This is a genomic window from Variovorax sp. ZS18.2.2 (assembly GCF_024701975.1).
GTDB lineage: Bacteria > Pseudomonadota > Gammaproteobacteria > Burkholderiales > Burkholderiaceae_C > Variovorax.
On sequence record NZ_JANLNM010000014.1, the window covers coordinates 58,805 to 84,360 of the forward strand.

Genomic DNA, 25,556 nt, shown 5'->3' on the forward strand with positions numbered 1-25,556 from the left:
CTACAGCAAGCCGCGCGCCCCCAGATTCCGCATCAACGCGCTCAAACCGAACGTCCACCTCGGCGCCTTGTCCGAATGCACGACGCGGTTGAACAACGCGCCCAGTTCCGGCGCACCGACGCGCACGTGGTCGCCCACGACGTGGGTAAATCCTTGCCCAGGGCCGTGACGGTCTTGCGTCGGCGCAAACATGGTGCCGAGAAACAGCATGAAGCCATCGGGATAGTCATGGTGAATACCAACAGCCTGCGACACGATGTCCAGCGGATCTCGGCTGATCTTCGTGAGCGAGCTCGAGCCTTCGAGCACGAAGCCTTCGGGCCCGGTCACTTCCAACGCCACGGTGATGCGCCGCACATCGGCAATTCCGAAGTGATCGTCGAAGAGGCGGATGAACGGACCGATCGCGCACGAGGCGTTGTTGTCCTTCGCCTTGCCGAGCAGCAGGGCGCTGCGGCCTTCGAAGTCGCGCAGGTTGACGTCGTTGCCGAGCGCGGCGCCCAGCGTTTCGCCGCGGCTGTTCACGGCGAGCACGACTTCGGGCTCGGGGTTGTTCCAGACCGAGCCCGAGTGGATGCCCACGTCGGCGCCGGTGCCCACAGCGGCGAGCACCGGGGCCTTGGTGAAGATCTCGGCATCGGGGCCGATGCCGACTTCGAGGTACTGCGACCACACGCCCTGTGCGATCAGCACCTCCTTGACGCGCGCGGCCTCGGGCGAGCCGGGCACGATGTCCGCGAGGTTGTCGCCGAGCACCTTGCCGATGGCCGCGCGCGTGGCCTCGGCTTTCGACGCATCGCCGCGGGCCTGCTCCTCGATCACGCGTTCGAGCAGGCTCGCCACGAAGGTCACGCCGCTGGCCTTGATGACCTGCAGGTCGCACGGCGCGAGCAGCCAGGGCCTGGCGTTGTCACGCGCGGTCTCGTCGCTGTTGGCGAGCACGGCATCGAGCGCGGCGATGCGCGGCGCCTTGCCGCTCTTCAGCGCTTCGCGCACGGCGGCGGATGGCGAGCCCTTGGCTTCGAGCAGGTCGCTCATGGTCGGCGCGAGCTTCGAGAGGTCATGCAGGCCGCCTTCGTGCACGGCCACCAGCACCGGGCCCACATCGGGTTGCCAGATGCGGCCGACCAGGGTGGCGCGTTCGGCGTCGCTGGGGAGGCTGGTCGAGGGCGAGAGGTTCAGGGCCATGGTGCTGTGTGTCTCCGTTGATGGTGTTCAGTGCAGCGCGCGAGCGAACGATGGGGCCGATGCGCGACGCCGCATCGTAGCGTCGGCGGTGCGCTCGCGGGCGCACCGGGGCACTCCGCTCAGTGCCCCGCGCCGTGCGCCTTGGCGGCGCGTGCGCGCGCCACCTGCCCTGGCAGATCGGTCCACGCGGGCTCCTGCGGCGCGAAGCGCGCGCGCATGTAGCCGGCCAGCTCGGCGATCTGCCGGTCGTCGAGCGCTTCACGAAACGCGGGCATGAAGCCGATGTCGCGGTTCGCGGGCTCGCGCACGCCGTCGAGGATGGTGCGCAGCAGGTTGTCGGGCCGCGCGCTCGTGAGGCTGCTGTTGAGCGCGAGCGGCGTGTTCACGCCCAGCAGCGTGGGGCCGTTGCCGTCGTGGTGGCATGAGGCGCAGGCGCTGTCGAACATGCGCTGCGCGGGGCCGAGCAGCTGGCCTTGCGTGCGGGCTGCGTTGTCGATGGCTTGTTGCGCGAGGGCTTGTGGCTCCGCTGCCGGCACGGGGTTAAACGAGCCGAGATAGACGGCCATCGCGCGCACGTCGGCATCGGGCACCTGGCCGAGTTCGCGCACCACCTCGGCCATCGGGCCGCCGGCGATGCCGTGGCGTTGCGTGTGGCCGTTGCGCAGGTACCGGTAAAGCTCATCGGCGTCCCACGGCACGGCGGACTTCGACAGGTGCGTGAGCGCAGGTGCCTCCCAGCCATCGACCATCGCGCCCGAGAGGAATGCACTGCCGCCCTGCTCCGCTCCGAGCGCATTGCGCGGCGTGTGGCAGGCGCCGCAGTGGCCGAGGCCGTTGACGAGGTAGGCGCCGCGGTTCCATTCGGCGCTTTGCGTGGCGACGGGCTGCAGGGGCGCGGGGTCGTGGAAGAGCGCGTTCCATCCGGCCATGAGCGGCCGCATGCTGAACGGGAACTTGAGCTCGGACTTCGGCGTTTCCGCACGCACCGCTGGCATCGACATGAAGTACGCATAGAGCGCCTGCAGGTCGTCGTCGCTGGTCTTGGCGAACGCGGTGTAGGGGAACGCCGGATACAGGTGATGCCCGTCGCGCGAGACGCCTTCGCGCATCGCGCGCTGGAACGCGCTGAACGACCAGCGGCCCAGGCCCGTGTCGGCATCGGGCGTGAGGTTGGTGGTGTAGAGCGTGCCGAAGGGCGTGTCCATCGCGCGGCCACCTGCGTTGGCCGCGCCGCCGGGTGCGGTGTGGCAGACCGCACAATCGCCGAGCGCGGCGAGCACGCGGCCGCGCTCGATGGTGGACTCGCTGTAGACCGGTGCGGTGAGCGAGACGGGCGCGATGACGGAGCGCCAGCCGAGCAGGCCGGCGACGACGCCGATGCCGCCGATGAAGAGCGCGGCGCCGGTGGCCCACACACCTTTGCGTCGAGGCCAGATGGCTTCTGTATTGCTCCTTCCCCCTCTGGGGGAAGGTTGGGATGGGGGCACGGCAGCGTCACCACTCGAGCGCCGCAGGGCCCCCCCCCCGCCCCGCCCCCCGGGGGGGGGGGGGCAACCCCCCGGGGAGTGCAGCCCCCCCCCGGGCCGCGGGGAGCGGGGCGCCCCGGGCGCCGCCCCCCCCCCGGCAGCGTCACCACTCGAGCGCCGCATGCCCCCACCCCCGCCCTCCCCCAGAGGGGGAGGGAGCAAACCCCGGTTCAGTTCAGCCAGCACCGTCTCCGGCGTGAACGGCGGCGCCCTGAACCGCACCCCTGTCGCATCGAAGATCGCATTCGCAATCGCCGCCGTCCCCGGCACCGACGACGATTCGCCCGCACCCAGCGACGGCTCGCCCGGCCGCGGCATGTGCATCACCTCGATCACCGGCACGTCGCGGAAATTGATGATCGGGTAGCTGCCCCACTCGCGGCTCGCGACCACACCGGTCGGCAGCACGCCCGGCAACTGCGCGCCGCCCGAAGGCGAGCCCTGCTGCGGCGCGAACTTCACCTCTTCCATCAGCGCGCGGCTCGTGGTCTGGATCACGTTGCCATGCACCTGGTGCTCGACGCCCGCGGGGTTGACCATCAGCCCCGCGTCGTGCCCCACCACCACGCGGCGCACATGCACCTCGCCGGTCTTGCGGTTGACCTCGACGTCGGCCACCCACGCGGCCCACGCGGCGCCGAAGCCCGGCCACTTGCTGTGGATGTAGCGTGCGTACGCGAAGCCCTGGCCGAAGAGGATGTCGCCGCCTTCGCCGAGCCCGCCGTCCGCGTTCTCCTGCGGACCGGTGCGCATGCGCCAGCCGGCCTTCTGTGCGGTGGCCTGAACCAGCTCGACCGCGCGCGGATCGTCCAGGTGGCGCAAGCGGAACTGCACCGGATCGACCCCCGCTGCCGTCGCCAGCTCGTCGATGTACGACTCGTGCGCAAACGAACTCGGCAGCGCCGACACGCCGCGCAGCCACGAGGCGCGGACGATCGGCGCCATGTCGTTGACCTTCACGCGCAAGTTGTCGTAGCTGTACGGCGGGCGCGCGGTGCGGTCGCCCATCTCGTAGGCCTGCGCGACCGGCTCGATGGTGCGCGTGAGCAGCAGCGCGAGCGTGGGGGCGCCGTTCGATGGGTAGGAGGTCTCGAAGTCGTAGGCGGCGATGCGGCCGTCGGCCATCAATCCGCCATCGACCTCCATCAGCTGCGCCGCGCCCTTGGGCTCCCACGCATGCTCTTGCTCGCGCGTGAGCTGCACGCGCACCGGCATGCCGACGGCGCGTGCGAGCAATGCGGCATCGGCGGCCACGTCGTCGGCGCCATTGCGGCCGTAGCAGCCCGCGGCTTCCATGCGGACCACGTCGACCTGCACGTCGTCCACGCCCATGAGCTTGGCCAGATCGGCGCGCAGCACATGCGGGTTCTGCGAGCCCGCCCACACACGCAACTGCATGCCGCTTCCGTCGGCCGGCTGCCAGTCGGCGAGCGCGCACGAGGGGCCGATGGAAGCATGCATCTGGTACGGCCAGACGTAGGTGCGCTGCATCGGCTGCGCCGCGGACGCCATGGCGCCATCGACATCGCCTTCGTCGACCAGCAAACGCTGCGTCAAAGGGTTGTCGCGCAAGGCCTGCGCGAGATCGCCGAGGTCAGGCATGCCCGGCCACGGCTTCCATGTGACGCGCAGCTCGCGCAGCGCCTGCTCGGCGTGCTCTTCGCGCTCAGCCACGATGCCGACGAAATCGCGAACCACGACGACGGCGCGAATGCCGGGGATGTGCGCGATCGACGATTCATCGACCGCTTCGAGCGTGTTGCCGATGAACTCGCCGTGGTCCGCGCCCGCGTACGGCGGGCGCACGACGCGGCCGTGCAGCATGCCGGGCACGCGCATGTCGTGCACGAACACGAGCTCGCCCGCGAGCTTGGCGGGAATGTCCACGCGCGCCTGGCGTGTGCCGACGATGCGGTAGTCGGCCGGGTCCTTGGGCTTCGCAGCGGGGTCGAGGCGCAGCACCGTGCGCTGGCCGGCCACGAGGTCCGCATAGTTGACGTGGTGGTCCGGCGTCTCGATGACGCGCACCACGCCATTGCGCACCTGCAGCGCATCGACCGCGACGCCCAGGCGTTCGGCCGCGCGCGCCAGCAGCCAGGCGCGCGCCTGCGCGGCGGCAAGGCGCAGCGGTTGCGCGTGGATCTGGATCGACGCGCTCGCGATCGTCGCGCCCTGGTTCGGCACGCGCGCGGTGTCGCCCAGCATCATGCGCACGCAGGGCATGCCGAGGTCGAGTTCTTCGGCCACGATCTGCGACAACGCGGTCTGGATGCCGGTGCCGAGATCGACGTGGCCGTTGAGCGCGGAGACGCTGCCGTCGTCCCACACCGCGATCAGGATCTCGTCGCCTTCGATGGGGTTGCCGGCGATCACCGCGGGCTGGCCGTTAGCGGGTGCCAGTGCGGCGGGCGTCTCGCGCACCACGAGCAGCACGCCATCGGCAGCGAGGAACTCCGCGCGGGTCTGCGGCAGGTCGGCGCGGCGCGTCATGGTCTTGCTCCCTCTCCCCGCGGGGAGAGGGTTGGGGTGAGGGTCGGCGGCGATGGCAAGGGCAGTGCTTGTGCAAAGGCCGATGCCCTCACCCTGGCCCTCTCCCAGAGGGAGAGGGGACAAGACCGGCCGCTCATGAATTCGCCTTCGCGCTCATGCGCACGGCCGCGCGCTGCACGGCATCGAGGATTTCGATGTGCGTGCCGCAGCGGCACAGGTTGCCCGACAGCTCGCCGCGGATGCGCGCTTCGCTCGCATGCGGATCGCGCGCAAGCAGCGCCGCCGCCTGCATCACCATCCCGTTGAGGCAGTAGCCGCACTGCGCGGCCTGCGCGTCTTCGAAGGCCGCCTGCACCGGATGCCAGCGCCCGCGCATGCCCAGGCCTTCCAGCGTGGTGACGGCCCGACCTGCGACGCCATGCGCGGGAATCACGCACGAACGCGCGGCCACACCGTCAACATGCACCGTGCACGCACCGCACTGCCCCAGCCCGCATCCGTACTTTGGCCCGTTGAGCCCGAGGTCGTTGCGCAGAAAGTGCAGCAGCGACGCTTCGCGAGGCACGCCCGCGAGCGACTGCGCCTGCCCGTTGACCTGCAGGTACAGCGGCTCAGCGCCGCAACTGGCCGTCACGGGTGTACATCTCCAGGTCCACGAAGGTCGAGCCGTTGTGGTTCTTCGCGCTGTAGTCGATGGGGAAGTCGCCGAAGCGCGTGCTGCCGATGCTCTCGAGCCCGGCGATGAAGCTGTCGCGCGTGAGCGTCTTGCCCGCGCGGCGCAGGCCCTCGACCATCACGCGCGCGACGATGTAGCCCTCCAGCGTGGTGTAGCTGTCGATCTTCTCGCCGAACTCGGCGCGGTCGCGCTGGTAGTCGGCCACGATGGGCACGCGCTGCGCCGTCGGCGGCGGCACGATGCTGGCCGTGACCAGTCCGGCGAGCTTGCCGTCGAGCCGCTTGGCCGAACCGGCCGCGTCGGTGATGCCGACCGACAGCGTGTACAGCGGCGCGCCCACGCCGCCCGCGCGGTAGTCGCGAATGAAAGTCTCGACCATGCGGCCGGCCATGATCATCACGACCGCGCCGGGCTTGGCCGCGGAGATCTCGGTGGCGACCTGCTTGGCGTCTTCCGCGGTGATGGCCAGCGGCAGCGTCTTGACCACCTGCACCTTGTACTCGGCCGCGAGCTGCTCGCAGGTGGCGAGGTTCGACTTGCCGAAGGGGCTGTCCTGGAACACCACCGCGATCGACGAGATGCCGATGGTTGAGAGGTGGCTGATGATCTTGCGCAGCTCCAGGTCGTAGCCCGCGCGCACATGGAAGAGGTAGCGGTTGACCTTGGTGCGGAACGAGGTGGTGCCCACCAGCGGCGCGAACATCGGAACGCCCGCCTTCTCGGCGAGCGGCATCGCCGCCGCGAGGTTGCCGGTGGCCACGAAGCCGGTGAGCGCGAAGACCTTGTCTTCGTCGATCAGCTTGGCCGTGTTCACCGCCGTCTTCGCTGGATCGTAGGCATCGTCATACGTGACGAGTTCGATCTTGCGGCCGTTGATGCCGCCCGACTTGTTGACGCGATCGAAGTAGAGCTTGATACCGGCGCGGTAGTCGACGCCGAAGTCCTTGGCCGGCCCGCTGAACACGGCCGATTGGCCGATGCGGATCGTGGTGTCGGTCACACCGTTCTCTGCGCGCGCCGACCGGAGAAGGCCCGGGCCCAGCGCCAGCGCTGCGCCGCCCGCCACCATGGCGCGCCTTGAAATCGAAAGCTTCATGCGTCGGTTGTCTCGGTGTTGTTGTTGTCGTCGTGAAAGAAGGAACGCGATCAGGTGCTCTGGATGTCTGCCGACTGGATGCGCTTCACGCCCTTGGCGGTCATCTGCTTCCATGCGGCGGCAAGCGAGCCGTTGAGGTCGATGCCGCGCGTGGCGTCTTCGATCACGTAGGCATCGAAGCCGGCCTTGCGTGCGTCCATCGCGGTCCAGGCCACGCAGAAGTCGGTGGCCAGACCCGTGACGAACACGGTCTTGATGCCGCGCGCCTTGAGGTAGCCCGCCAGTCCCGTGGCCGTCTTGTGATCGGCTTCCTCGAAGGCCGAGTAGCTGTCCATCTCCTTGTGGAAGCCCTTGCGGATGATGAGCTGCGCGGTCGGCACCTTCAGCTCCTTGCCGAGCGCGGCGTCTTCGGTGCCTTGCACGCAGTGGTCGGGCCACAGCACCTGGGTGCCGTAGTTGAGCTTGGTGGTCTCGAAGGGCTTCTTGCCCGAGTAGGTGCTCGCGAAGGAGGCGTGGCCCGCGGTGTGCCAGTCCTGCGTGACGACGATGTTCTCGAACGCCGGTGCCAGCGCGTTGATGACCGGAATCACCTCGTTGCCGCCCTTCACCGCGAGCGTGCCGCCTTCGAGAAAGCAGTTCTGCACGTCGACCACGATCAGCGCGGCCTTGCTGCCGGGCTTGATCTTGCCGGCCGCGAAGGCGGAGAGGCCGAAGCTGCCGAGGCCGCTCATGAGCCCGAGGGCAGCGGCGGACTTCAATACGGTTCTGCGATGCATGGTGTGGACTCCGGTGGGTTGAATGAAAACAACGATCAGACGCTGAGATAGGCGCGGCGCACTTCCTCGTTGGCCGCGAGTTCGGCCATCGTGGCGTGATAGCGAATTTGGCCCTTCTCGAGCACATAGGCCCGGTCGGACACGAGTTCGGCGAAGTGCATGTTCTGCTCCGACAACAGGATGCTCACGCCCTGCGCCTTGAGCTCCAGGATCATGTTGGCCATCTGCTCGACGATGACCGGCGCCACGCCCTCGGAAGGCTCATCGAGCAGCACGAGGTACGGGTTGCCCATCAGCGTGCGCGCGACCGTCAGCATCTGCTGCTCGCCGCCGCTCATGCGGCCGCCCGGCCGGTTGGGCATTTCGCCGAGGTTGGGGAAGAGCTTGAACAGGCGCTCAGGCGTCCACAGCGGCGCCTCGGTGCCGTCGGCCCACTGGCGCGCGGGCTGCTTGCCGACTTCGAGGTTCTCCATCACCGTGAGGTCGGTGAAGACGCGGCGGTCTTCGGGCACGAAGCCGAGGCCCAGGCGCGCCGCGTGATGCGGCTCGCTCTTGGAGATGTCATGCCCCAGGAAGCGCACCGCGCCACGGCGCTTGGCGAGCATGCCGATCAGCGCCTTCAGCGTGGTCGACTTGCCCGCGCCATTGCGCCCCATGAGCGCGACGACTTCGCCGCGGCGTACGTCGAGGTCGACGTCGTAAAGGATCTGCGCGGCGCCGTACCAGGCGCACAGCGACTTGGCCTGGAGTAGAGGTTCGTGTGTGCTCATGCAGAGACTCCCAGCGCTGCGGCCTTTTCTGCGATCTTCTTCTCGAATGTCTTGCCGCTGCCGAAGTACACCTCCTGCACCTTCGGATGGTCGCGGATCTCCAGCGGTTTTCCTTGCGCGATGAGTCGGCCGCGCGCGAGCACGATCATGCGGTCGGCATACGCGAACACCACGTCCATGCTGTGCTCGGTGAAGAGCACGGCCATGCCGCGCTGGATCACGAGGTCCTTGGTCAGTGCCATGAGCGAGTTGCGCTCCTTGGGCGCCATGCCGGCGGTGGGCTCGTCCATCAGGAGCAGCTTGGGGCTGTTGGCCATCGCGATGGCGAGTTCGACGCGCTTCACGTCGCCATAGGCGAGCACGCTGCAGGGCCGGTCGGCCTGCGACTTCATGCCGACCTGGTCGAGCAGCGCGAGCGCTTCGTCGCGCTTGTGGTCGGCCGCGCGGCGCCACATCGAGAACAGCTTGTGGTCGTGCGAGAGCAAGGCCATCTGCACGTTCTCGACCACGGTGAGCGAAGCAAAGGTTTCGGCGATCTGGAAGGTGCGGCCCACGCCCTTGCGCCAGATCTCGCGAGGCTTGCGGCCCACGAGCTCGTGACCGTCGAGCGTGATCGAGCCCTGGTCGGCCTTCAACTGGCCGTTGACCATGTTGAAGGTGGTGGACTTGCCAGCGCCGTTGGGGCCGATGAGCGCGAGCAGTTCGCCCGCCGGCAACTCGAAGCTGATGCCGTCCACGGCCTTCACGCCGCCGAAGGACTTGCCGAGGTTCTCTACTTTGAGGAGGCTCATGCCTTCACCTCCTTGAGCTTGGCATCTGCTTCAGTTTCATTCTTAGGTGCGCGCCAGCGGTCGGCGAGCTGCTTGACGGAGCCTGCGATGCCCTGCGGGAACAACAGCACGAGGATCAGGATGATGGCGCCGAGCATCGCGCGCCAGTAGTCGGTGTTGCGCGCGACGGTGTCGTGCAGCCAAGTGAAGGTGACGGCGCCGACCACCGGGCCCGCGAGCGTCTGGATGCCGCCGAGCAGCACCATCACGAGGCCATCGACCGACTTGCCGACCGACAGGCTCTCGGGCGAGATGCTGCCCTTGGAGAACGCGTAGAGCGCGCCGGCGAGGCCCGCCACCGTGCCCGCGATGACGAAGGCCATCCACTGCATGCGCTTCACGTCGATGCCGATGGCATCGGCGCGCAGCACCGAGTCGCGGCCCGCGCGCAGCGCATAGCCGAAGGGCGAGAACAGCACGCGGCGCAGCCACCACACGCCCGCGCCAACGAGCACCAGCGTGAGCCAGTAGTACGCCTGCTTGTTCGATAGCCATTCGGACGGCCACACGCCGGTCAGGCCGTTGCTGCCGCCGGTGAAGCTGTCCCACTGGTAGGTGATGGCCCAGGTGATCTGCGCGAAGGCCAGCGTGAGCATCGCGAGGTACACGCCCGAGAGCCGCACCGCGAACCAGCCGTAGACCAGCGCGCCGAGCGCGGCCACGACCGGCGCGACGATCAATGCGAGTTCCATCGGCAGGTGCAGCGAACGCACCAGCAATGCGGCGCCGTAGGCACCGAGCCCGAAGTACGCAGCGTGGCCGAAGGAGTGCATGCCCGCTGGTCCCATGATGAAGTGCAGGCTGGTGGCGAAGAGCGCGGCGATCAGCAGGTCGATCATCAGCACCATCGTGTAGGGCGAATTCACCGTCAGGAACGGCAGTACCGCAAGCATCAGCGCGAGCACCGCGGCGGCGATGAGGTAGGCATTGCTCGGGCGGCGCAGCGGCTCTTCCTGCATGCCCACGTAGCGGCTGGGCGCCTGCGGCCGGCCGAACAGGCCCCAGGGCCGCCAGACCAGCACGATGGCCATCACGAGGAAGTCGACCATCAGCGTGAGCTTGGAGAACGACACGTCGACGCCAAAGATCTGCACCACGCCGAGCCAGATGCACACGGCCTTGATCTCGGCGATGAGCAGCGCTGCCACGTACGCGCCGGGCAGCGAGCCCATGCCGCCGACCACGACCACGACGAATGCGGCGCCGATGGTGTTCAGGTCCATCTCCAGCGTGGCGGGTTCGCGCGGCAGCTGCAGCGCACCGCCCAGGCCCGCGAGCAACGCGCCGAGCGCGAACACCGCGGTGAAGAGCCAGGCCTGGTTGACGCCGAGCGCACTCACCATCTCGCGGTCTTGCGTGGCAGCGCGCACCAGCGTGCCGAAGCGCGTACGGGTGAGCAGCAGCCAGACGAGGCCGAGCACCAGTGGGCCGACGACGATCAGGAACAGGTCGTAGGACGGAAACTGTCGGCCGAGAATTTCGATCGAGCCCTTCAGGCCCGGCGCGCGCGGGCCGAGCAGTTCGTCGGGCCCCCAGAGCCACAGCACCGCGTCCTTGATGACGAGCACCAGCGCGAAGGTGGCGAGCAGCTGGAACAGCTCGGGCGCCTTGTAGATGCGGCGCAGGAGCAGCACCTCGATCAGCGCACCGAGCACGCCGACCGCGAGCGCCGCGATCAGCAGCGCGGGCCAGAAGCCCAGGGTCGAACCCAGCTTCTCGACCAGCGTGTACGCGACATAGATGCCGACCATGAAAAACGATCCATGGGCGAAGTTGACGATGCGCGTCACGCCGAAGATCAACGAGAGACCGGCCGCCACGAGGAAAAGCGAGGACGCGCCGGCCAACCCGTTGAGCAACTGAACAACGAAGCCTGAAAAGCTCATAAGGACCCTGAGGAAACTGGAGACACCGCGCCCTGCCGCGCTCGATCAGAGCGGCGGCAGGCGCGTTGCAGGAGCCGTGCGGTCAGTCCGCAGGGCGCATCTTCTTCACTTCGTCATCACTCGGCTGGAACTTGGCACCGTCCAGGTACACGTAATCGACCATCACGCCCTTGCCGCCGTCGTTCTTGGTCTTGCCGACATACGCGCCCATGGTGGACTGGTTGTCCTGCGCGCGGTAGTTGATCTTGCCGAAGGGCGTGTCGACCTGCAGGCCCTTGAAGGCCGCGACGAGTTTTTCGGTGTCGGTGCTGCCAGCCTTCTTGATGCCCGCCGCGATCGAGTGGATCGCGCTGTAGCCAACGACCGAACCGAGGCGCGGGTAGTCCTTGAACTTGGCCTGGTAGGCATCGAGGAAGGCCTTGTGCTCGGGCGTCTTCACGCCGTTCCACGGGTAGCCGGTCACGATCCAGCCGTTGGGCGCTTCGTCCTTCAGCGGGTCGAGGTACTCGGGCTCGCCGGTCAGCACGCTCACGACCTCGCGGTCCTTGAAGAGGCCGCGCGTGTTGCCTTCGCGCACGAACTTGGAGAGGTCTGCGCCAAAGAGCACGTTGAAGATCGCGTCGGGCTTGGCATCGGCCAGCGCCTGCACCACGCTGCCCGAATCGACCTTGCCCAGCGGCGGCGCCTGCTCGGCGACGAACTCGACGTCGGGCTGCGCGGCCTTCAAGAGCGTCTTGAAGGTGGCGACCGACGACTGGCCGTATTCGTAGTTGGGGTACACGATCGCCCAGCGCTTCTTCTTGAGCTTGGCGGCCTCGGGCACCAGCATCGCGACCTGCATGTAGGTCGAGGGACGCAGGCGATAGGTGTACTTGTTGCCGTTGCTCCAGACGATCTTGTCGGTGAGCGGTTCGGCGGCCAGGTAGAAGAATTTCTTTTGCTTGGCGAAGTCGGTGAGCGCGAGGCCGGTGTTCGAGAGAAACGCGCCGGCCAGCACGTCGATCTTCTCGCGCGAGATGAGTTCTTCGGCCACGCGCACGGCGTCGCCGGGGTTGGCGTTGTCGTCGCGGCTGATGAGCTCGATCTTCTTGCCGTTGATGCCGCCCTTGGCGTTGATCTCGTCGACGGCGAGTTCCATGCCCTTCTTGTAGGGCTCGAGGAAGGCGGGCTGCGCCTTGTAGCTGTTGATTTCGCCGATCTTGATCACGCCCTGCGCATGCGCGGGGACGAGGGCTGTGGCCAGCGTGACGACGGAAGCGGCGCAAAAGGCAAGGCGCAATGGATTCATCGGGAAGCTCCTAGGGGTTCGAACAGAAAACACGTGTGCGGTGGTGACGGTGAAAAGACGGATCAGCGGAGACCGTCTTCGCCCTTGATCTCGCTGGCCTGCAGCCCGCCGATGCGCGGCAGCGGGCGGCCGCTGTCGGTCACGGCCACGGCGACAACGATTTCGTTGGCGCGCGGTGCATCGGACACGCGGGCCTCGATGGCATCGAAGTGGCTGCGCACGAAGGCGGCGTCTTTATGGCCGAGCGGCACGTCGATGGCGGTGCCGAGCGTGCCCTGCTTCTTCGCCGAGGGCACGAGCGCCGCGCCTTTCTCGACCGCCACGCGCAACGGTGCGCCGAGCTTGGGGTGCAGGACGGCCGCCGCATGTTCGAGCTCGCCGCGCTCGCCGACGATCGCGGCCTTGCCGTAGCTCTGCGCCTGGCCGGGCTCGATGCCGAGCGCCTTGACGGCCTTCTGGCCGAGCAGCGCGCCGAGTTCTTCGCCGATGGCGATGAGCTCGTCGAGGTTCTCGCTGTAGCGGCCGGCGTAGGGGTTCTCGATCACGGCAATGGCGACGGCGCGGCGCGTGGGCGGCGTCACGTCCTGGCCCATTTCCTTGCGGGTTTCATCGACCTGGATGACGAGCTTGCGGATGTTGGCGGTCATGTTCTGTGTGTTCCTTGTCTTGTCTCTGTATGCATGGGCTTAGCGCAGGCCGTCCCACTTGCTGATGTCTTTCGCGAGCAGGCCGCCGACGCGGGCGTGCACGCGGTAGCCGGTGCTCATCGCGAGGATGAAGACGATCTCGTCGGCCGCCGGCGCGCCGGGCACGCGCACCTCGATGGCGTCGAACTGGCCGCGCACGTAGCTCGCGTTGATGTTGGTGAGCGGCACATCGAGCGCGGCGCCGGGCGGGCCGACCTTCTTGGTCGAGGGCACGATAGAGAGCGCATTGCCGGGTTGGCCTTTTTTCTCTTCGGCGATGCCCGCGGTGTAGGCGACGCGGCTGCCCTTCCAGCCGAGCAGTTCGCGCATCGCGTAGCCGCCGGGTACGTGCCAGAGCGCACCGTGCTCCAGCTCGCCGTCGGCGCCGACGATGGCGCCCTTGCCGTAGGTGGAAATGTGTTCGAGTGGCACGTCCATTGCGGCGTGCAGCTTGTGCGCCATGTCCACGCCCACCGGGTCGAGCAGCGCCATCATCGGCAGGATGTCGGGCTCGTAGCGACCCGCGAAAGGATTGGTCAGCACCGCGCCGATGGCACCGCGCACCAACGGGGTGTCGGCGCGCGGTCCGAACTCGTGGTGGATGTGCTCGACATGGGTGAAGACGCGACGAATTTCGATCATGAAAAAGAACCTTGCTTTCGTTAAGCAAATACTGAACCAACTGTTTTCGGGCGCACGGTCTGCAGCGACTTCGAGCATAAGGGCGCTACAAGTCGGAACTGCCCCTGGCAAACGAGTAGAACGGCCCAGACGAGCCCTCCTTTTTGCAGGACCTTGGCGCAGATCGCGCCCGTATCGAGTGCGCTCTTGACCTGCGACGGTGCGAGCGGCGGCACGTCGACGGTGACGAGGGTGTCGCCCAGGTCACTGTCGTCCTTGCATTCGCTGGCGGGCTTGCGCTGGATGAGGGCGTCGTCGACATCGACGGCGTTGGCGATCACTGTCGCCGCCGCATCGGCCTGTGCTGCGGTGGCGGCCAGGACCGTCACGCTGTCGGCGATGCCCAGCGAGAAACTGCGGCCGCGCCAGCCGCTGGTGGCGACGCCGCGCACGGGCTCGTCGGCATGCAGCTCGAACTGGCCGTCTGTGGTGAGGATGCCGTTGTTGTGGTCGCGCCAGTCGAAGCGCGCGATGTCTGCGAACACGCCCACTCGCGCCGATTGCCCGGGCGCGAGGTGCAGCGCGATGTCGCCGCCGTTGTTGATCCAGGCACGCTCGATGCCGGGGCGGTCGTAGAAAGCGATCAACTCCTGCGCCACCGAGCCCGCCACCGCCGCCATCGGCGTGATGAACATCGGCAAGAACGCCGCGCACGCATCCCACATGCGCTGCCCGACGACGCCACGCGGGCGCATCTTGTCGGTCACCGGCAAACGCAAGAGCGGCAGCTCGTGCACCAGCTCGTCGAGCACGTGGCCGAAGCGCGCCCAGGCCGCGTCGTGCGCGGCCGCGACGGCATACGGATCGCCGTGCGCCTCGGCCACGATGTCAATCGGGCCGTGGTTGAAGTGCCAGCGACCGCCGTCGAGCGGGCTGCGTTGGGCGGACATGGTTCAGCCCAGCATGGGTGCGTGGCCGAGCGGCCACGGGTTGGCGTCGTCCATGACGAGCCATTGACGCGCGAGCGGCGCGCCGTCGTCCTGCCACGCACCGCGCGCGAGCGCCTGTTCGAGCGAGAAGATGTGTTCCATGTGGCCGCCGAGCGCTTCGTAGTCGGCGCGCCGCATGCTGAATTCGATGGGCGCGACGATGGCCGGCGTGGGCACGGTGCCGAAGCTGTTGTCGGGCATGCGCATGACGTCAGCCATCACGGTGATGCCGCCGCCGGGCCACACATAAGCGGGTGCGCCGCCGCAGGTGACGTTGACCAGCGCGCGCTTGATGGCGCGCGTCAGCAGTACCGGGTTTTCGGTCACGCCGGCACGCAGGCTGCCGCCGGCACCGCCGAGGAACAGCACGGTGCACAGCGAGGGCTCGCAGTTCTCGCCGATGCGGTCGACGATGCGCTTCACTTCGGCAGGCATTTCCTGTTCGATGGGCTTCAGTGCCTCATCGAGCACGTACCACTGCGCGTGTTCGCCGGTGGTCGATGTCATCAGGAGACGCAGGCCCGGGCGCGCAACGCCCTCTTCCCAGCCTTCGATAATCGCGAGCGGATCGGCGATGTCGGTGCCGCCCCAGCCGTTGCCCGGGTTCGCCACCTGGAAGTAGCGCCCCGGCGTGGACTTGCGGCCCAGCATCTGGATGCCCGAAGGCGCCATGTCCAGGCACCGGCCGGCCTGGTGTTCGGTGAGCACGCCGGTGATGTGGTCGTCGACCACCACCACCTCGTCGGCCACGCCCGCGAACTGGCGCGCGAAGATGCCGACCGCCGCGGAGCCGCAACCCACGCGCATGCGTTGCTCTTCCACGCCGTTGACGATGGGCGCCTTGCCGGCCTGGATCACCAGCGTGGAGCCGCCGTCGATGGTGCACTCCACCGCCTTCTTGTTGCCCAGGAACTGCATCAGCTCGGCCGTCATGCGGCCTTCCTTCTTGCTGCCGCCGGTGAGGTGGTGCACGCCGCCGAGCGACAGCATCTGCGAGCCGTATTCGGCCGTGGTGACATGGCCCACGACCTCGCCGCGGTAGCGCACGTTGGCCTGCTCGGAGCCGAGGAAACGGTCGGTGTCGATCTTCACCTTGAAGCTGCAGTAGCTGAAGATGCCTTCGGTGACGACGGTGACCATGTCCACGCCCTGGGCCTTGGAGGCCACGATGAAGGGAGCGGGTTTGTAGTCGGGGTACGTGGTGGACGAGCCCACGCCGGTGACGAAGACTTCGTCGGCGTGCAGCAGGTCGCCGTTCCAGTCGGGGGCGCCGACTTCGATCACTTCGTTCTTGTCGGCAGCCGGGCGATCGAAGGGCACCAGCGTCGGCGCCTCGCTTGCGATTTCGCGGCGCAGCAGCACGACGGGGTCGACGCGTACCAGCACGCCTTCGCGGTTGGCATAGCGGTCGCAGGCGCCGGTGCGGCCGTCGGAAATCTGGCAGAGCACCGGACAGGCGTTGCACTCGACCTTGGCGGTGCTCATCTTGTCGTTGCGCGGCGGCGCCTTGCCGAAGGCGCTGGCGCCGGCTTCGGCGACCACCGGCATGTCCATGCCGGGCAATCCGTCTGTCTTGGTGTGTTCGGTCATCGGGCGATCTCGTGGGCGGTATGTGTTGGGCAATCCGGTCCGGTGGGGTTCGCAACAAACGTGCCGTCTGCCCGCTTGTGCGTCGCCTGCCGTTTGTGTAGCATTCCCTACACTTTCATGTTGCATTCACTACATTTGAGATCAATGTAGCAAACAGGCCCGATGCTTGCAATGGTGTTTTCTCGCGATGTTCATCGGGGTTTTTACGACCAACGACAATGGAGGGTTCGGAGCCGGCCGGCGGCTTGCGCCCCAAGGGCGTGCATTCCGGCTCAGCCAGTCCCCTGTCATTCACCACTATTGAGTTCCGTATGAGTGCCTTCAACGAAGAACGCGTCCTGAGCGTCCACCACTGGACCGACCGCCTGTTCACCTTCACCACCACGCGCGACCCGTCGCTGCGCTTCTCGAACGGTCATTTCACGATGATCGGCCTGAAGGTCAACAACAAGCCCCTGCTGCGCGCCTACAGCATCGTGAGCCCCAACTACGAGGAGCACCTCGAGTTCCTGAGCATCAAGGTGGAAGAAGGCCCGCTCACCTCGAAGCTGCAGCACATCCAGGTGGGAGACACCATCATCGTGGGCCGCAAGCCCACCGGCACTCTGCTGATCGACTACACGCTGCCCGCCAAGCGCCTGTACCTGTTCGGCACGGGCACCGGCCTCGCACCGTTCATGAGCATCATCCGCGACCCGGAAACCTACGAGAAGTTCGAGCAGGTCATCCTGGTGCACGGCGTGCGCCAGGTCGACGAGCTGGCCTATCACGACCTCGTGACCGACCACCTGCCCAAGCACGAGATCCTGGGCGAGATGATCGAGAAGCAGCTGCTCTACTACCCGACCGTCACGCGCGAGGAGTTCCGCAACCAGGGCCGCATCACCGACCTGATCGAGAGCAACAAGCTCACCGACGACCTCGGCCTGCCGCCTCTCAACGTCGAAGAAGATCGCGTGATGCTGTGCGGCAGCCCCGGTCTGCTGGTCGACCTGAAGCACATCCTCGAGAAGCGCGGCTTCAAGGAAGGCAACACGAGCACGCCAGGCGACTTCGTCGTCGAACGCGCCTTCGCAGAAAAGTAAGCCAGGGACACCGCGCGCACGATGGCCGACAGCCGCACCGCTTCAAAGCCCAAGCCCCAGCGCCGCACGGGCGTGCGCGAGGCGGCCGCGCAGGCCACGCGCGACAGCATCCTGAAATCGGCGACCAAGGTGTTCGCCAAGTACGGCTACGACGGCGGCAGCGTGGAGAAGATATCCAAGGCCGCCAAGTCGTACGACCGGATGATCTACTACTACTTCGGCAGCAAAGAGGGCCTCTTCATCGCGGTGCTCGAAGGCATCTACCAGCGCATGGACGATGCCGAGGCGGCGATCGCGCTCGATGCAAGCCGCCCCGTGGAAGCGCTCACCGAAGTCATCCGCTTCGTGCTCGGCTACTACCGCAAGAACCCCGAGTTCGTGACGCTGCTGAACACCGAGAACCTGCACAAGGGCCGGCACATCTCCAAGTCGCTCAGGGCGCGCGAGTATTCGTCGCGGGCGGTGGCGATCATTGCTGAGATCCTTGCGAGCGGCTCGGCGCAGGGCCTGTTCCGCAAGGACCTTGTGGCGCGCGACATCTATCTGCTGATCGCCTCCACCGGCTATTTCTATACCTCCAACCGCCACACGCTCACCGCCTTCCTCGGCGAGCCGCTGGAGTCGCCGGAGGCGATCACGCACTGGGAAGACTTCGTGATCGAGACCCTGCTGCGCACCGTGCGCGCGGACGACATCCAGGAACAAGACAACACCCCACCCCACGACGAGGACACCACGAAATGGCAGAAATCGCAGCCGGCGCAAAGTCGGGCAAGGTCGTCATCAAGAACATAGGGCTGCTGCTCTCGGGCGACATCGACAAGCCCATCCTGGACGCCGACACCATCGTGGTGAACGACGGCCTGATCGTCGCGGTCGGCAAGGAAAAGGACTGCGATCTCGAAGGCGCGAAGACCGTCATCGACGCGAAGAAAACCTGCGTCGCGCCGGGCCTCATCGACAGCCACGTGCACCCGGTGTTCGGCGACTGGACGCCGCGCCAGGGACAGATCGGCTGGATCGACTCGACCATGCACGGCGGCGTCACGACCATGATTTCCGCAGGTGAAGTGCACCTGCCGGGGCGCCCGAAGGACATCGTGGGCCTCAAGGCATTGGCCATCACCGCGCAGCGCGCCTTCGACAATTTCCGCCCCGGCGGCGTGAAGGTGCTGGCCGGCGCGCCGGTCATCGAGAAGGGCATGGTCGAGAGCGACTTCAAGGAACTCGCCGAAGCCGGCGTGGGCCTGCTCGGCGAAGTGGGCCTAGGCTCGGTGAAGGCCGGCTACGAAGCCAAGGAGATGGTGGCGTGGGCGCGCAAGTACGGCATCCAGAGCACGATCCACACAGGCGGTCCGTCGATCCCGGGCTCGGGCCTGATCGACAAGGACGTGGTGCTCGAAGCCGACGCCGACATCATCGGCCACATCAACGGCGGTCACACCTCGCTGCCCGAGGCCCATGTGTGCGAGCTGTGCGAGAAGAGCTCGCGCGCAATCGAGATCGTGCACAACGGCAACGAGAAGGTCGCCATCGCGGCGGCCAAGGCGGCCCTCGAACTGAAGTGTCCGCACCGCGTGATCCTGGGCACCGACGGCCCCGCGGGCTCGGGCGTGCAGCCGCTGGGGATCCTGCGCATGGTGGCGATGCTGTCGTCCATCGCGAACATCCCGGCCGAGCTGGTGTTCTGCTTCGCGACCGGCAACACGGCGAAGATCCGCAAGCTCAACTGCGGCCTGATCGAAGTGGGCCGCGATGCCGACTTCGTCTTCATGGACCGCGCGCAGCACTCGCCCGCGCCGGGCTTGCTCGAAAGCGTGCAGCTGGGCGACATTCCGGGCGTGGGCATGGTGATGATCGACGGCATCGTGCGCTGCGGCCGCAGCCGCAACACGCCGCCTGCGACCGAAATTCCGGTGGTGGTGTCAGGCGCGCACTGACCAGCACCGGTCTTGTCCCCTCTCCCGCCTGCGGGAGAGGGTTAGGGTGAGGGCATCGGCCTTCGCACAAGCACCGCATTCGCGAGCACCGCAGACCCTCACCCCAACCCTCTCCCCGAGGGGAGAGGGAGCAAGACGGGAACCCTACCTGGCCCTGAACACGAGATAGCGCGCGGACAGGAAGTTCACGACCAACCCCGCGCAGCTGCCCAGCGCCACGCCGGCCGCCGGCGCCCAGGCACCCGTGACCCAATGCAGCACGAGCACATAGGCACCGTAGTTGACGACGGCGCCGCCCAGCATGGTCACAAGGTAGCCGAGATACTCGCGCAGCACGGAGCCGTTGGCGCTTCGCGCATTGAACGTATAGCGCCGGTTCAGTGCCCAGGTCGCGGTAGCGGCCGCGAGGAAAGACAGCACTCGCGCGCCATACCAGCCCAGCAACGGCGCCAGCAGGTACAGCACCACCACATCGACCACGAAGCCCGCCGCGCCGACCACGGCGAACGACAGGAACTCCCGCCCCAGCTTCATCGCGTGGTGCAGTTGCGCACGCCCGGAATCGCCAGGTAGCGCAGCCGCTTGGCCTCCCTCCGCCCGAGCGTCACGGCGTGCATCACGACGCCGCAGACCATCGACAGCATTGCCCCCAGCATCGCGCCGGTGGCCAGCACCGCCGTGGGGATCCGCGGCACCAGACCGGTGTGCATGTAGGTGACGAGGAGCGGAATGACCAATGCGACCGCGCCTGCCGCGAGCAGCGCCGCGATGATCGAGAAGAACTGCAGCGGCCGCTCGCTCACGAAGAGCTTGCAGATGGTCTTGAGGATGCGCCAGCCGTCGCGGTAGGTCGACAGCTTGCTGTGCGAGCCCTCGGGGCGCGTGCTGTAGGCAGTGCTTTCCTCGGCCCAGGGCATGCGCAGCTCCAACGCGTGCACGGTGAGCTCGGTCTCGATCTCGAAGCCGCGCGACAGCGCCGGGAACGACTTCGCATAGCGCCGCGAGAACACGCGGTAGCCCGAGAGCATGTCGGTCAGGCCGCCGCCGAACAGCTGTACCACCGCGCCGGTGAGCATGCGGTTGCCCAGGCGGTGGCCGGCGCGGTAGGTGAGCGCGTTTTGCCCGTCGTCCACGCGGTTGCCCACCACCATGTCGAGGTTGCCATCGACCAGCCGCTGGATGAGGCGCGGCGCGGCGGCGGTCTCGTAGGTGGCGTCGCCGTCGACCATCACGTAGATGTCGGCCTCCACGTCGGCGAACATGCGCCGCACCACGTTGCCTTTGCCGGGCACCGCCACGTGCGTGACGATGGCGCCGGCCGCGCGCGCGACGGCCGCCGTGTCGTCGGTCGAGTTGTTGTCGAACACGTGGATCTCGGCGTCGGCCGGCAGGGCCGCGCGGAAGCCCTCGACCACCTGCCGGATGGCCAGCGCTTCGTTGAAGCACGGAATGACCGCGGCAATGCGCGGCGTGGCGCTCCGTCGGGTCACGGTGTCATCGGCATCGGTCATGGTGCGGTCGGAAGGATACGGTAGGCCCGGCTGCCATCTTGCGCGAATAGCGGGGCGAAGTGGGTGTCGAAGCCGGCGCGGGTCGCGAGCGTCGGCGCCAGATGGTCGGGCATGACGATGGCGGTGAAGCCCAGCCTGGCGAGCTTGTTCGCCATGTCGCCGGGCGTGAGCAGCAGGAAGTCGGCATAGCGCCACGGGCCGAGCGTGTCGCCCCAGATCGGATTCGGGCCGTAATAGATCGCCTCGTTCAGCGCGATCTGGTAGACGCGGCCGGTGGGGTTGCGGCGCAGGTAGTCCATGACGGCGTAACCCGGCACATGCTGGCGCAGGAAGGCCTCGCGCGTCTCGGGCGTGGGCGAGATCATCGCGACCTTGCCCGCGGTCTGTCGCACCGACACCGCCGCCAGCACGGCCAGGAGCAACACCACGACCCAGTCGCCGATGCGGGCCGCGCTGCGCCGGTTGGTGAGCTCGGGCACGCCTTCTGTCGTGGCCGTCTTCATGCCGAACAGGCGGCGCACGCCCGCGGTGATCCAGCCGAACAACACCTGCCAGCCGATGGCCGCCGTCATTGCGAGCAGCGGGAACGAGGCCGTCAGATAGCGCGGATAGCGCGAGGTCACGACCCACACGGCCAGCGAATAGAAACAGAACCAGGCCGCGGCACGCACCGCGGCGGAGCGCTTCCACAGGGCGCCGAAGGGCGCGAGGAACACGGACCAGATCAGCGCGTTCGGCATCTCGGCGTGGTCGCGCACGTCGGCCAGCTGCTGCACGTAGTCGGCCGGAATCCACTCGCTGAAGCCGAACACGCGCGCGCCGATCGGGTTGAACGGGTCACCGGTCATGACGGCGTTGCGCGCATACCAGTAGATGCACGGAATGAGGAAGCACAGCAGCGCCAGCGCCCAGGCCTTGGGCCGGCGCTCGTGCCACACCACGAAGAACGCCACCAGCGGCATGAAGACCAGCGCCTGGTACTTGGAGCCCGCGGCCACGCCGAGGCAGAAGGCGGCAAGCCCGAGCCAGCGCACGCCGCTGTGCACGGGCTCCGATTCGCGCCACCACCACAGCGACACGCAGGCCGTGAGCACGAAGAGCGCCACGCCCATGTCGATCAGCGCATTCGAGTAATCGCCGAGCCCCAGCCAGATCGCCGCGCCGATGCAGGCGGTGAGCCGATTGGCATGCAGCATGCCGAGGCGATAGATCATCACCACCGAGAGGCCGCCCGCCAGCGCGTTCAGGAAGTGCGGCAACACGTCGTCGCCCACCTGCAGGGCGGCGGCGTAGAGCAGGTTGTAGTTGTACGGAAACCAGGGATAGCGCAGCCACTCGTGGATGCCGAGCGAGCCCTGCTGCGCGACTTCGCGTGCGTAGGGCAGGTGGTACATCAACTCGTCGAAGGCGGCCGGTGGCGCGAGCGGTGCGACCAGTGCGGGCAGCGCGACGAGCACCAGCGCGACCATCGCGATGCGGTCGAAGTAGGTCCACGGCACGGCGACGGCGCTTGCGCTCAGCGTGCGCCGCTCGCGCAGCCAGGAGGGCAGCTGCAGCGCGGCGACGACGACGCCGGCAGCAATCACCGCCAGTGTGGTGCCGATCTTGAACACGCCGAAGATCGCGAGCACCTGGAACGCACAGATGAAGAGCCCGACGCCGAGCACGACCGCCACCGCGGCTTCGAGCCAGCCATCGCGCCGCGGCGGCGGCGCCAGGCGAGCCAGCACGCCGCGCCCCCATCCCCAGCAGCTGACGACGAAAACCACGAGTGCCGCGTAGTGCGCGGCTGCAAACATCAGCTTCTGAATAACAACTCCCGGTGCCGGTCGGCCACGCCGGCCGGCAGGTTCAAAGGTTGGGCGCGAGGAGCCGCTCCAGATCGGACTCGCTCTCCTTGCGCCGCGCGGCCTGGTCCTGCAACTGGTCGTGCCCGATCTTGCCGACGTTGAAGTACGTCGCATCGGGGTGGCTCAGGTAGAAACCACTGACGCTGGCGGCGGGCATCATAGCGAGGCTTTCCGTCAGGGTCATGCCAATGTCCGCGCAGGCCAGAAGGTCGAACATCGGGCCCTTCACGCTGTGGTCCGGACAGGCCGGGTAGCCGGGCGCGGGGCGGATGCCGCGGTACTTCTCGCCGATCATGTCCTCGTTGCTCAGGCCCTCGTCGGGTGCGTAGCCCCAGAGGTCGGTGCGCGCGCGGTGGTGCAGCGATTCGGCAAAGGCCTCGGCCAGCCGGTCGGCCAGGGCCTTGAGCATGATGGCCGAGTAATCGTCCAGGTCGTCGATGAAGTACTTCTCTTTCTTCTCGACGCCCAGGCCCGCGGTGACCGCGAACACACCGACATAGTCCTTCAGGCCGCTGTCCTTCGGCGCGACGAAGTCGGCCAGGCACCGGCTCGGGCGCATCACGCCGTCGATCACCTGCTTCTCGGTCTGCTGGCGCATGCCGTACCAGGTGAGCGCGACTTCGCTGCGCGTCTCGTCCGTGTAGAGCTCGATGTCGTCGTCGTTCACCGTGTTGGCGGGCCAGAAGCCGACAATGCCGGCCGCGCTGAGCCAGCGGCCTTCGATCAGGCGCTTCAACATGCGCTGGCCGTCGGCGTACACGCGCACGGCCTCGGTGCCGACGACTTCGTCCTTGAGGATGGCGGGGAACGGGCCGGCGAGGTCCCAGGTCTGGAAGAACGGGCCCCAGTCGATGTACTTGGCGAGCTCGGTGAGGTCGTAGTTCTTGAACACGCGGCGGCCGATGAACTTGGGCACAGGCGGCACGTAGTTCGACCAGTCGATCGGCGTCTTGTTGGCGCGCGCCTTGGCGAGCGGCCACATCGGCACCTGCTTCTTGTTGGCGTGCTGCGTGCGCACCTTCTCGTAATCTGCGTTGATCTCGTCGATGTACGCGGTGGCCTGGTCGCTGAGCAGCGACTGCGCCACGCTCACGCTGCGCGACGCATCGGGCACGTAGACCACGGGGCCTTCGTAGTGCGGCGCGATCTTCACGGCCGTGTGCACGCGGCTGGTGGTGGCGCCGCCGATCATCAGCGGGATCTTCTTGATGCGGAAATGGTCGTCGCGCTGCATCTCGCCGGCCACGTACTGCATTTCTTCCAGGCTCGGCGTGATGAGGCCCGACAGGCCCACGATGTCCGCCCCCTCGACCTTGGCACGCGCCAGAATTTCGTGGCACGGGACCATCACACCCATGTTCACCACTTCGAAGTTGTTGCACTGGAGCACGACGGTCACGATGTTCTTGCCGATGTCGTGCACGTCGCCCTTCACCGTGGCGATGATGATCTTGCCCTTGGTGCGCACGTCGCGGCCCGCGGCCTCGTCGCGCAGCTTTTCTTCCTCGATGTAGGGCAGCAGGTGAGCGACGGCGGACTTCATCACGCGCGCCGACTTCACCACCTGCGGCAGGAACATCTTGCCGGCGCCGAACAGGTCGCCCACGATGTTCATGCCGTCCATGAGCGGGCCTTCGATCACGTGCAGCGGACGGCCGCCCTTGGCAAGAATCTGCTGGTAGGCCTCTTCGGTGTCCTCGACGATGAAGTCGGTGATGCCGTGCACCATGGCGTGCGAGAGGCGCTGGTTGACGTGCACCGGGTTCTCCGGCGTGCCGCGCCATTCGAGGCGCTTGCTCTCGTCCTTGGCGCCGCTCTTGGCGGTTTCGGCCACTTCGACCAGGCGCTCGCCAGCATCCGGACGCCGGTTGAGCACCACGTCTTCCACGCGCTCGCGCAGTTCGGGTTCGAGGTCGTCGTACACGCCCACCATGCCGGCGTTGACGATGCCCATGTCCATGCCCGCCTTGATCGCGTGGTACAGAAACACGGTGTGGATGGCTTCGCGCATCGGGTCGTTGCCGCGGAAGCTGAAGCTCACGTTCGACACGCCGCCCGACACCTTCGCGCCCGGCAGGTTCTCCTTGATCCAGCGCACGGCGTTGATGAAGTCGACCGCGTAGTTGTCGTGCTCCTCGATGCCGGTGGCGATGGCGAAGATGTTCGGGTCGAAGATGATGTCCTCGGGCGGGAAGCCCACCTCGTCCACCAGGATGCGGTAGGCACGCTCGCAGATCTCGACCTTGCGCTCGTAGGTGTCGGCCTGGCCTTTTTCGTCGAAGGCCATGACCACGGCGGCGGCACCGTAGCGCTTGACCAGCTTGGCCTCGTGCTTGAACTTGTCCACGCCCTCCTTCATGGAGATGGAGTTGACGATGCCCTTGCCCTGGATGCAGCGCAGGCCAGCCTCGATCACGTCCCACTTGGAGCTGTCGACCATCACCGGCACGCGCGCGATGTCGGGCTCGCTCGCGATGAGGTTGAGGAACCGGACCATCGCGACCTTGCTGTCGAGCATGGCCTCGTCCATGTTGATGTCGATCACCTGGGCGCCGTTCTCGACCTGCTGGCGCGCGACGGCCAGGGCTTCTTCGAACTGGCCGTTCAGGATCATCCGCGCGAAGGCCTTGGAACCGGTGACGTTGGTGCGTTCGCCGATGTTGACGAACAGCGTGCCCGCGCCGATGGCGACCGGCTCGAGGCCGGACAACTTCATGGGGGGAACGGAAATCTGTGGGGTCTGCGCCATGGGCTCACC

At 67.3% G+C, this 25,556-nt stretch carries 20 protein-coding genes; 3 read left to right on the top strand and 17 right to left on the bottom strand.

What is annotated here, in order from left to right; translation table 11 throughout:
* The 13 genes from NU688_RS32450 to NU688_RS32510 form a co-directional block, all read right to left on the bottom strand.
* Positions 1-1,188: a fumarylacetoacetate hydrolase family protein gene (locus NU688_RS32450; protein ID WP_257865047.1), complete on the bottom strand. Its 1,188-nt coding sequence runs from the start codon at positions 1,186-1,188 to the stop codon at positions 1-3.
* A gap of 119 nt (positions 1,189-1,307) precedes the next feature.
* Positions 1,308-5,204: a molybdopterin cofactor-binding domain-containing protein gene (locus NU688_RS32455; RefSeq protein WP_257865048.1), complete on the bottom strand. Its 3,897-nt coding sequence runs from the start codon at positions 5,202-5,204 to the stop codon at positions 1,308-1,310.
* Between the two features lie 133 nt (positions 5,205-5,337).
* Positions 5,338-5,838 (bottom strand): (2Fe-2S)-binding protein, encoded by a 501-nt coding sequence (locus NU688_RS32460; RefSeq protein ID WP_257865049.1) that lies wholly within the window; start codon positions 5,836-5,838, stop codon positions 5,338-5,340.
* The gene (locus NU688_RS32465; RefSeq protein WP_257865050.1) at positions 5,816-6,976 is read right to left on the bottom strand and encodes an ABC transporter substrate-binding protein; all 1,161 of its coding nucleotides are present in this window, start codon (positions 6,974-6,976) and stop codon (positions 5,816-5,818) included. Before NU688_RS32465 ends, NU688_RS32460 begins: the two co-directional genes overlap by 23 nt.
* A 50-nt stretch (positions 6,977-7,026) precedes the next feature.
* Positions 7,027-7,752 (bottom strand): bifunctional nicotinamidase/pyrazinamidase, encoded by a 726-nt coding sequence (gene pncA, locus NU688_RS32470; RefSeq protein ID WP_257865051.1) that lies wholly within the window; start codon positions 7,750-7,752, stop codon positions 7,027-7,029.
* A 35-nt stretch (positions 7,753-7,787) separates the two neighbouring features.
* Entirely contained in the window at positions 7,788-8,522 is a 735-nt protein-coding gene (locus tag NU688_RS32475) for an ABC transporter ATP-binding protein (RefSeq protein WP_257865052.1), read from the bottom strand.
* Positions 8,519-9,313 (bottom strand): ABC transporter ATP-binding protein, encoded by a 795-nt coding sequence (locus NU688_RS32480; RefSeq protein WP_257865053.1) that lies wholly within the window; start codon positions 9,311-9,313, stop codon positions 8,519-8,521. Before NU688_RS32480 ends, NU688_RS32475 begins: the two co-directional genes overlap by 4 nt.
* Positions 9,310-11,238: an ABC transporter permease gene (locus NU688_RS32485; protein ID WP_257865054.1), complete on the bottom strand. Its 1,929-nt coding sequence runs from the start codon at positions 11,236-11,238 to the stop codon at positions 9,310-9,312. The genes NU688_RS32480 and NU688_RS32485 overlap by 4 nt, the downstream gene beginning before the upstream one ends.
* A gap of 82 nt (positions 11,239-11,320) precedes the next feature.
* Positions 11,321-12,526: an ABC transporter substrate-binding protein gene (locus NU688_RS32490; RefSeq protein WP_257865056.1), complete on the bottom strand. Its 1,206-nt coding sequence runs from the start codon at positions 12,524-12,526 to the stop codon at positions 11,321-11,323.
* 62 nt (positions 12,527-12,588) lie between these two features.
* Complete coding sequence (locus NU688_RS32495; protein WP_257865057.1) at positions 12,589-13,173, bottom strand: amino acid synthesis family protein; 585 nt, start codon at positions 13,171-13,173, stop codon at positions 12,589-12,591.
* Between the two features lie 39 nt (positions 13,174-13,212).
* Positions 13,213-13,854: an amino acid synthesis family protein gene (locus tag NU688_RS32500; protein WP_257865058.1), complete on the bottom strand. Its 642-nt coding sequence runs from the start codon at positions 13,852-13,854 to the stop codon at positions 13,213-13,215.
* Positions 13,855-13,874: 20 nt separating this feature from the next.
* Positions 13,875-14,783: a UPF0280 family protein gene (locus tag NU688_RS32505; RefSeq protein ID WP_257865059.1), complete on the bottom strand. Its 909-nt coding sequence runs from the start codon at positions 14,781-14,783 to the stop codon at positions 13,875-13,877.
* Positions 14,784-14,786: 3 nt separating this feature from the next.
* Complete coding sequence (locus tag NU688_RS32510) at positions 14,787-16,412, bottom strand: 6-hydroxynicotinate reductase (RefSeq protein ID WP_257865060.1); 1,626 nt, start codon at positions 16,410-16,412, stop codon at positions 14,787-14,789.
* Between the two features lie 311 nt (positions 16,413-16,723).
* On the opposite strand from NU688_RS32510, the gene NU688_RS32515 reads away from it, so the two are divergent.
* Genes NU688_RS32515 through NU688_RS32525 form a run of 3 tightly spaced genes read left to right on the top strand, consistent with a single transcriptional unit; the run spans position 16,724 to position 19,437 of the window.
* Positions 16,724-17,497, top strand: coding sequence for a ferredoxin--NADP reductase (locus tag NU688_RS32515; protein WP_257865061.1), 774 nt, complete (start codon positions 16,724-16,726; stop codon positions 17,495-17,497).
* A gap of 21 nt (positions 17,498-17,518) precedes the next feature.
* Complete coding sequence (locus NU688_RS32520) at positions 17,519-18,292, top strand: TetR family transcriptional regulator (RefSeq protein WP_257865062.1); 774 nt, start codon at positions 17,519-17,521, stop codon at positions 18,290-18,292.
* On the top strand, positions 18,238-19,437 hold the full coding sequence (locus NU688_RS32525) for an amidohydrolase family protein (protein WP_257865064.1): 1,200 nt from the start codon (positions 18,238-18,240) through the stop codon (positions 19,435-19,437). Before NU688_RS32520 ends, NU688_RS32525 begins: the two co-directional genes overlap by 55 nt.
* Before the next feature lie 144 nt (positions 19,438-19,581).
* Here the strand turns inward: NU688_RS32525 and NU688_RS32530 are convergent, their stop codons facing one another.
* The 4 genes from NU688_RS32530 to metH are packed head-to-tail and all read right to left on the bottom strand — an operon-like array spanning position 19,582 to position 25,514.
* Complete coding sequence (locus NU688_RS32530; RefSeq protein WP_257865065.1) at positions 19,582-19,971, bottom strand: GtrA family protein; 390 nt, start codon at positions 19,969-19,971, stop codon at positions 19,582-19,584.
* Positions 19,968-20,948, bottom strand: a complete 981-nt coding sequence (locus NU688_RS32535; RefSeq protein ID WP_257865066.1) for a glycosyltransferase — start codon at positions 20,946-20,948, stop codon at positions 19,968-19,970. The genes NU688_RS32530 and NU688_RS32535 overlap by 4 nt, the downstream gene beginning before the upstream one ends.
* The gene (locus NU688_RS32540; RefSeq protein ID WP_257865067.1) at positions 20,945-22,747 is read right to left on the bottom strand and encodes a glycosyltransferase family 39 protein; all 1,803 of its coding nucleotides are present in this window, start codon (positions 22,745-22,747) and stop codon (positions 20,945-20,947) included. The genes NU688_RS32535 and NU688_RS32540 overlap by 4 nt, the downstream gene beginning before the upstream one ends.
* A gap of 52 nt (positions 22,748-22,799) precedes the next feature.
* Positions 22,800-25,514 (bottom strand): methionine synthase, encoded by a 2,715-nt coding sequence (gene metH, locus NU688_RS32545; protein ID WP_257865068.1) that lies wholly within the window; start codon positions 25,512-25,514, stop codon positions 22,800-22,802.
* Positions 25,515-25,556 lie beyond the last annotated feature (42 nt).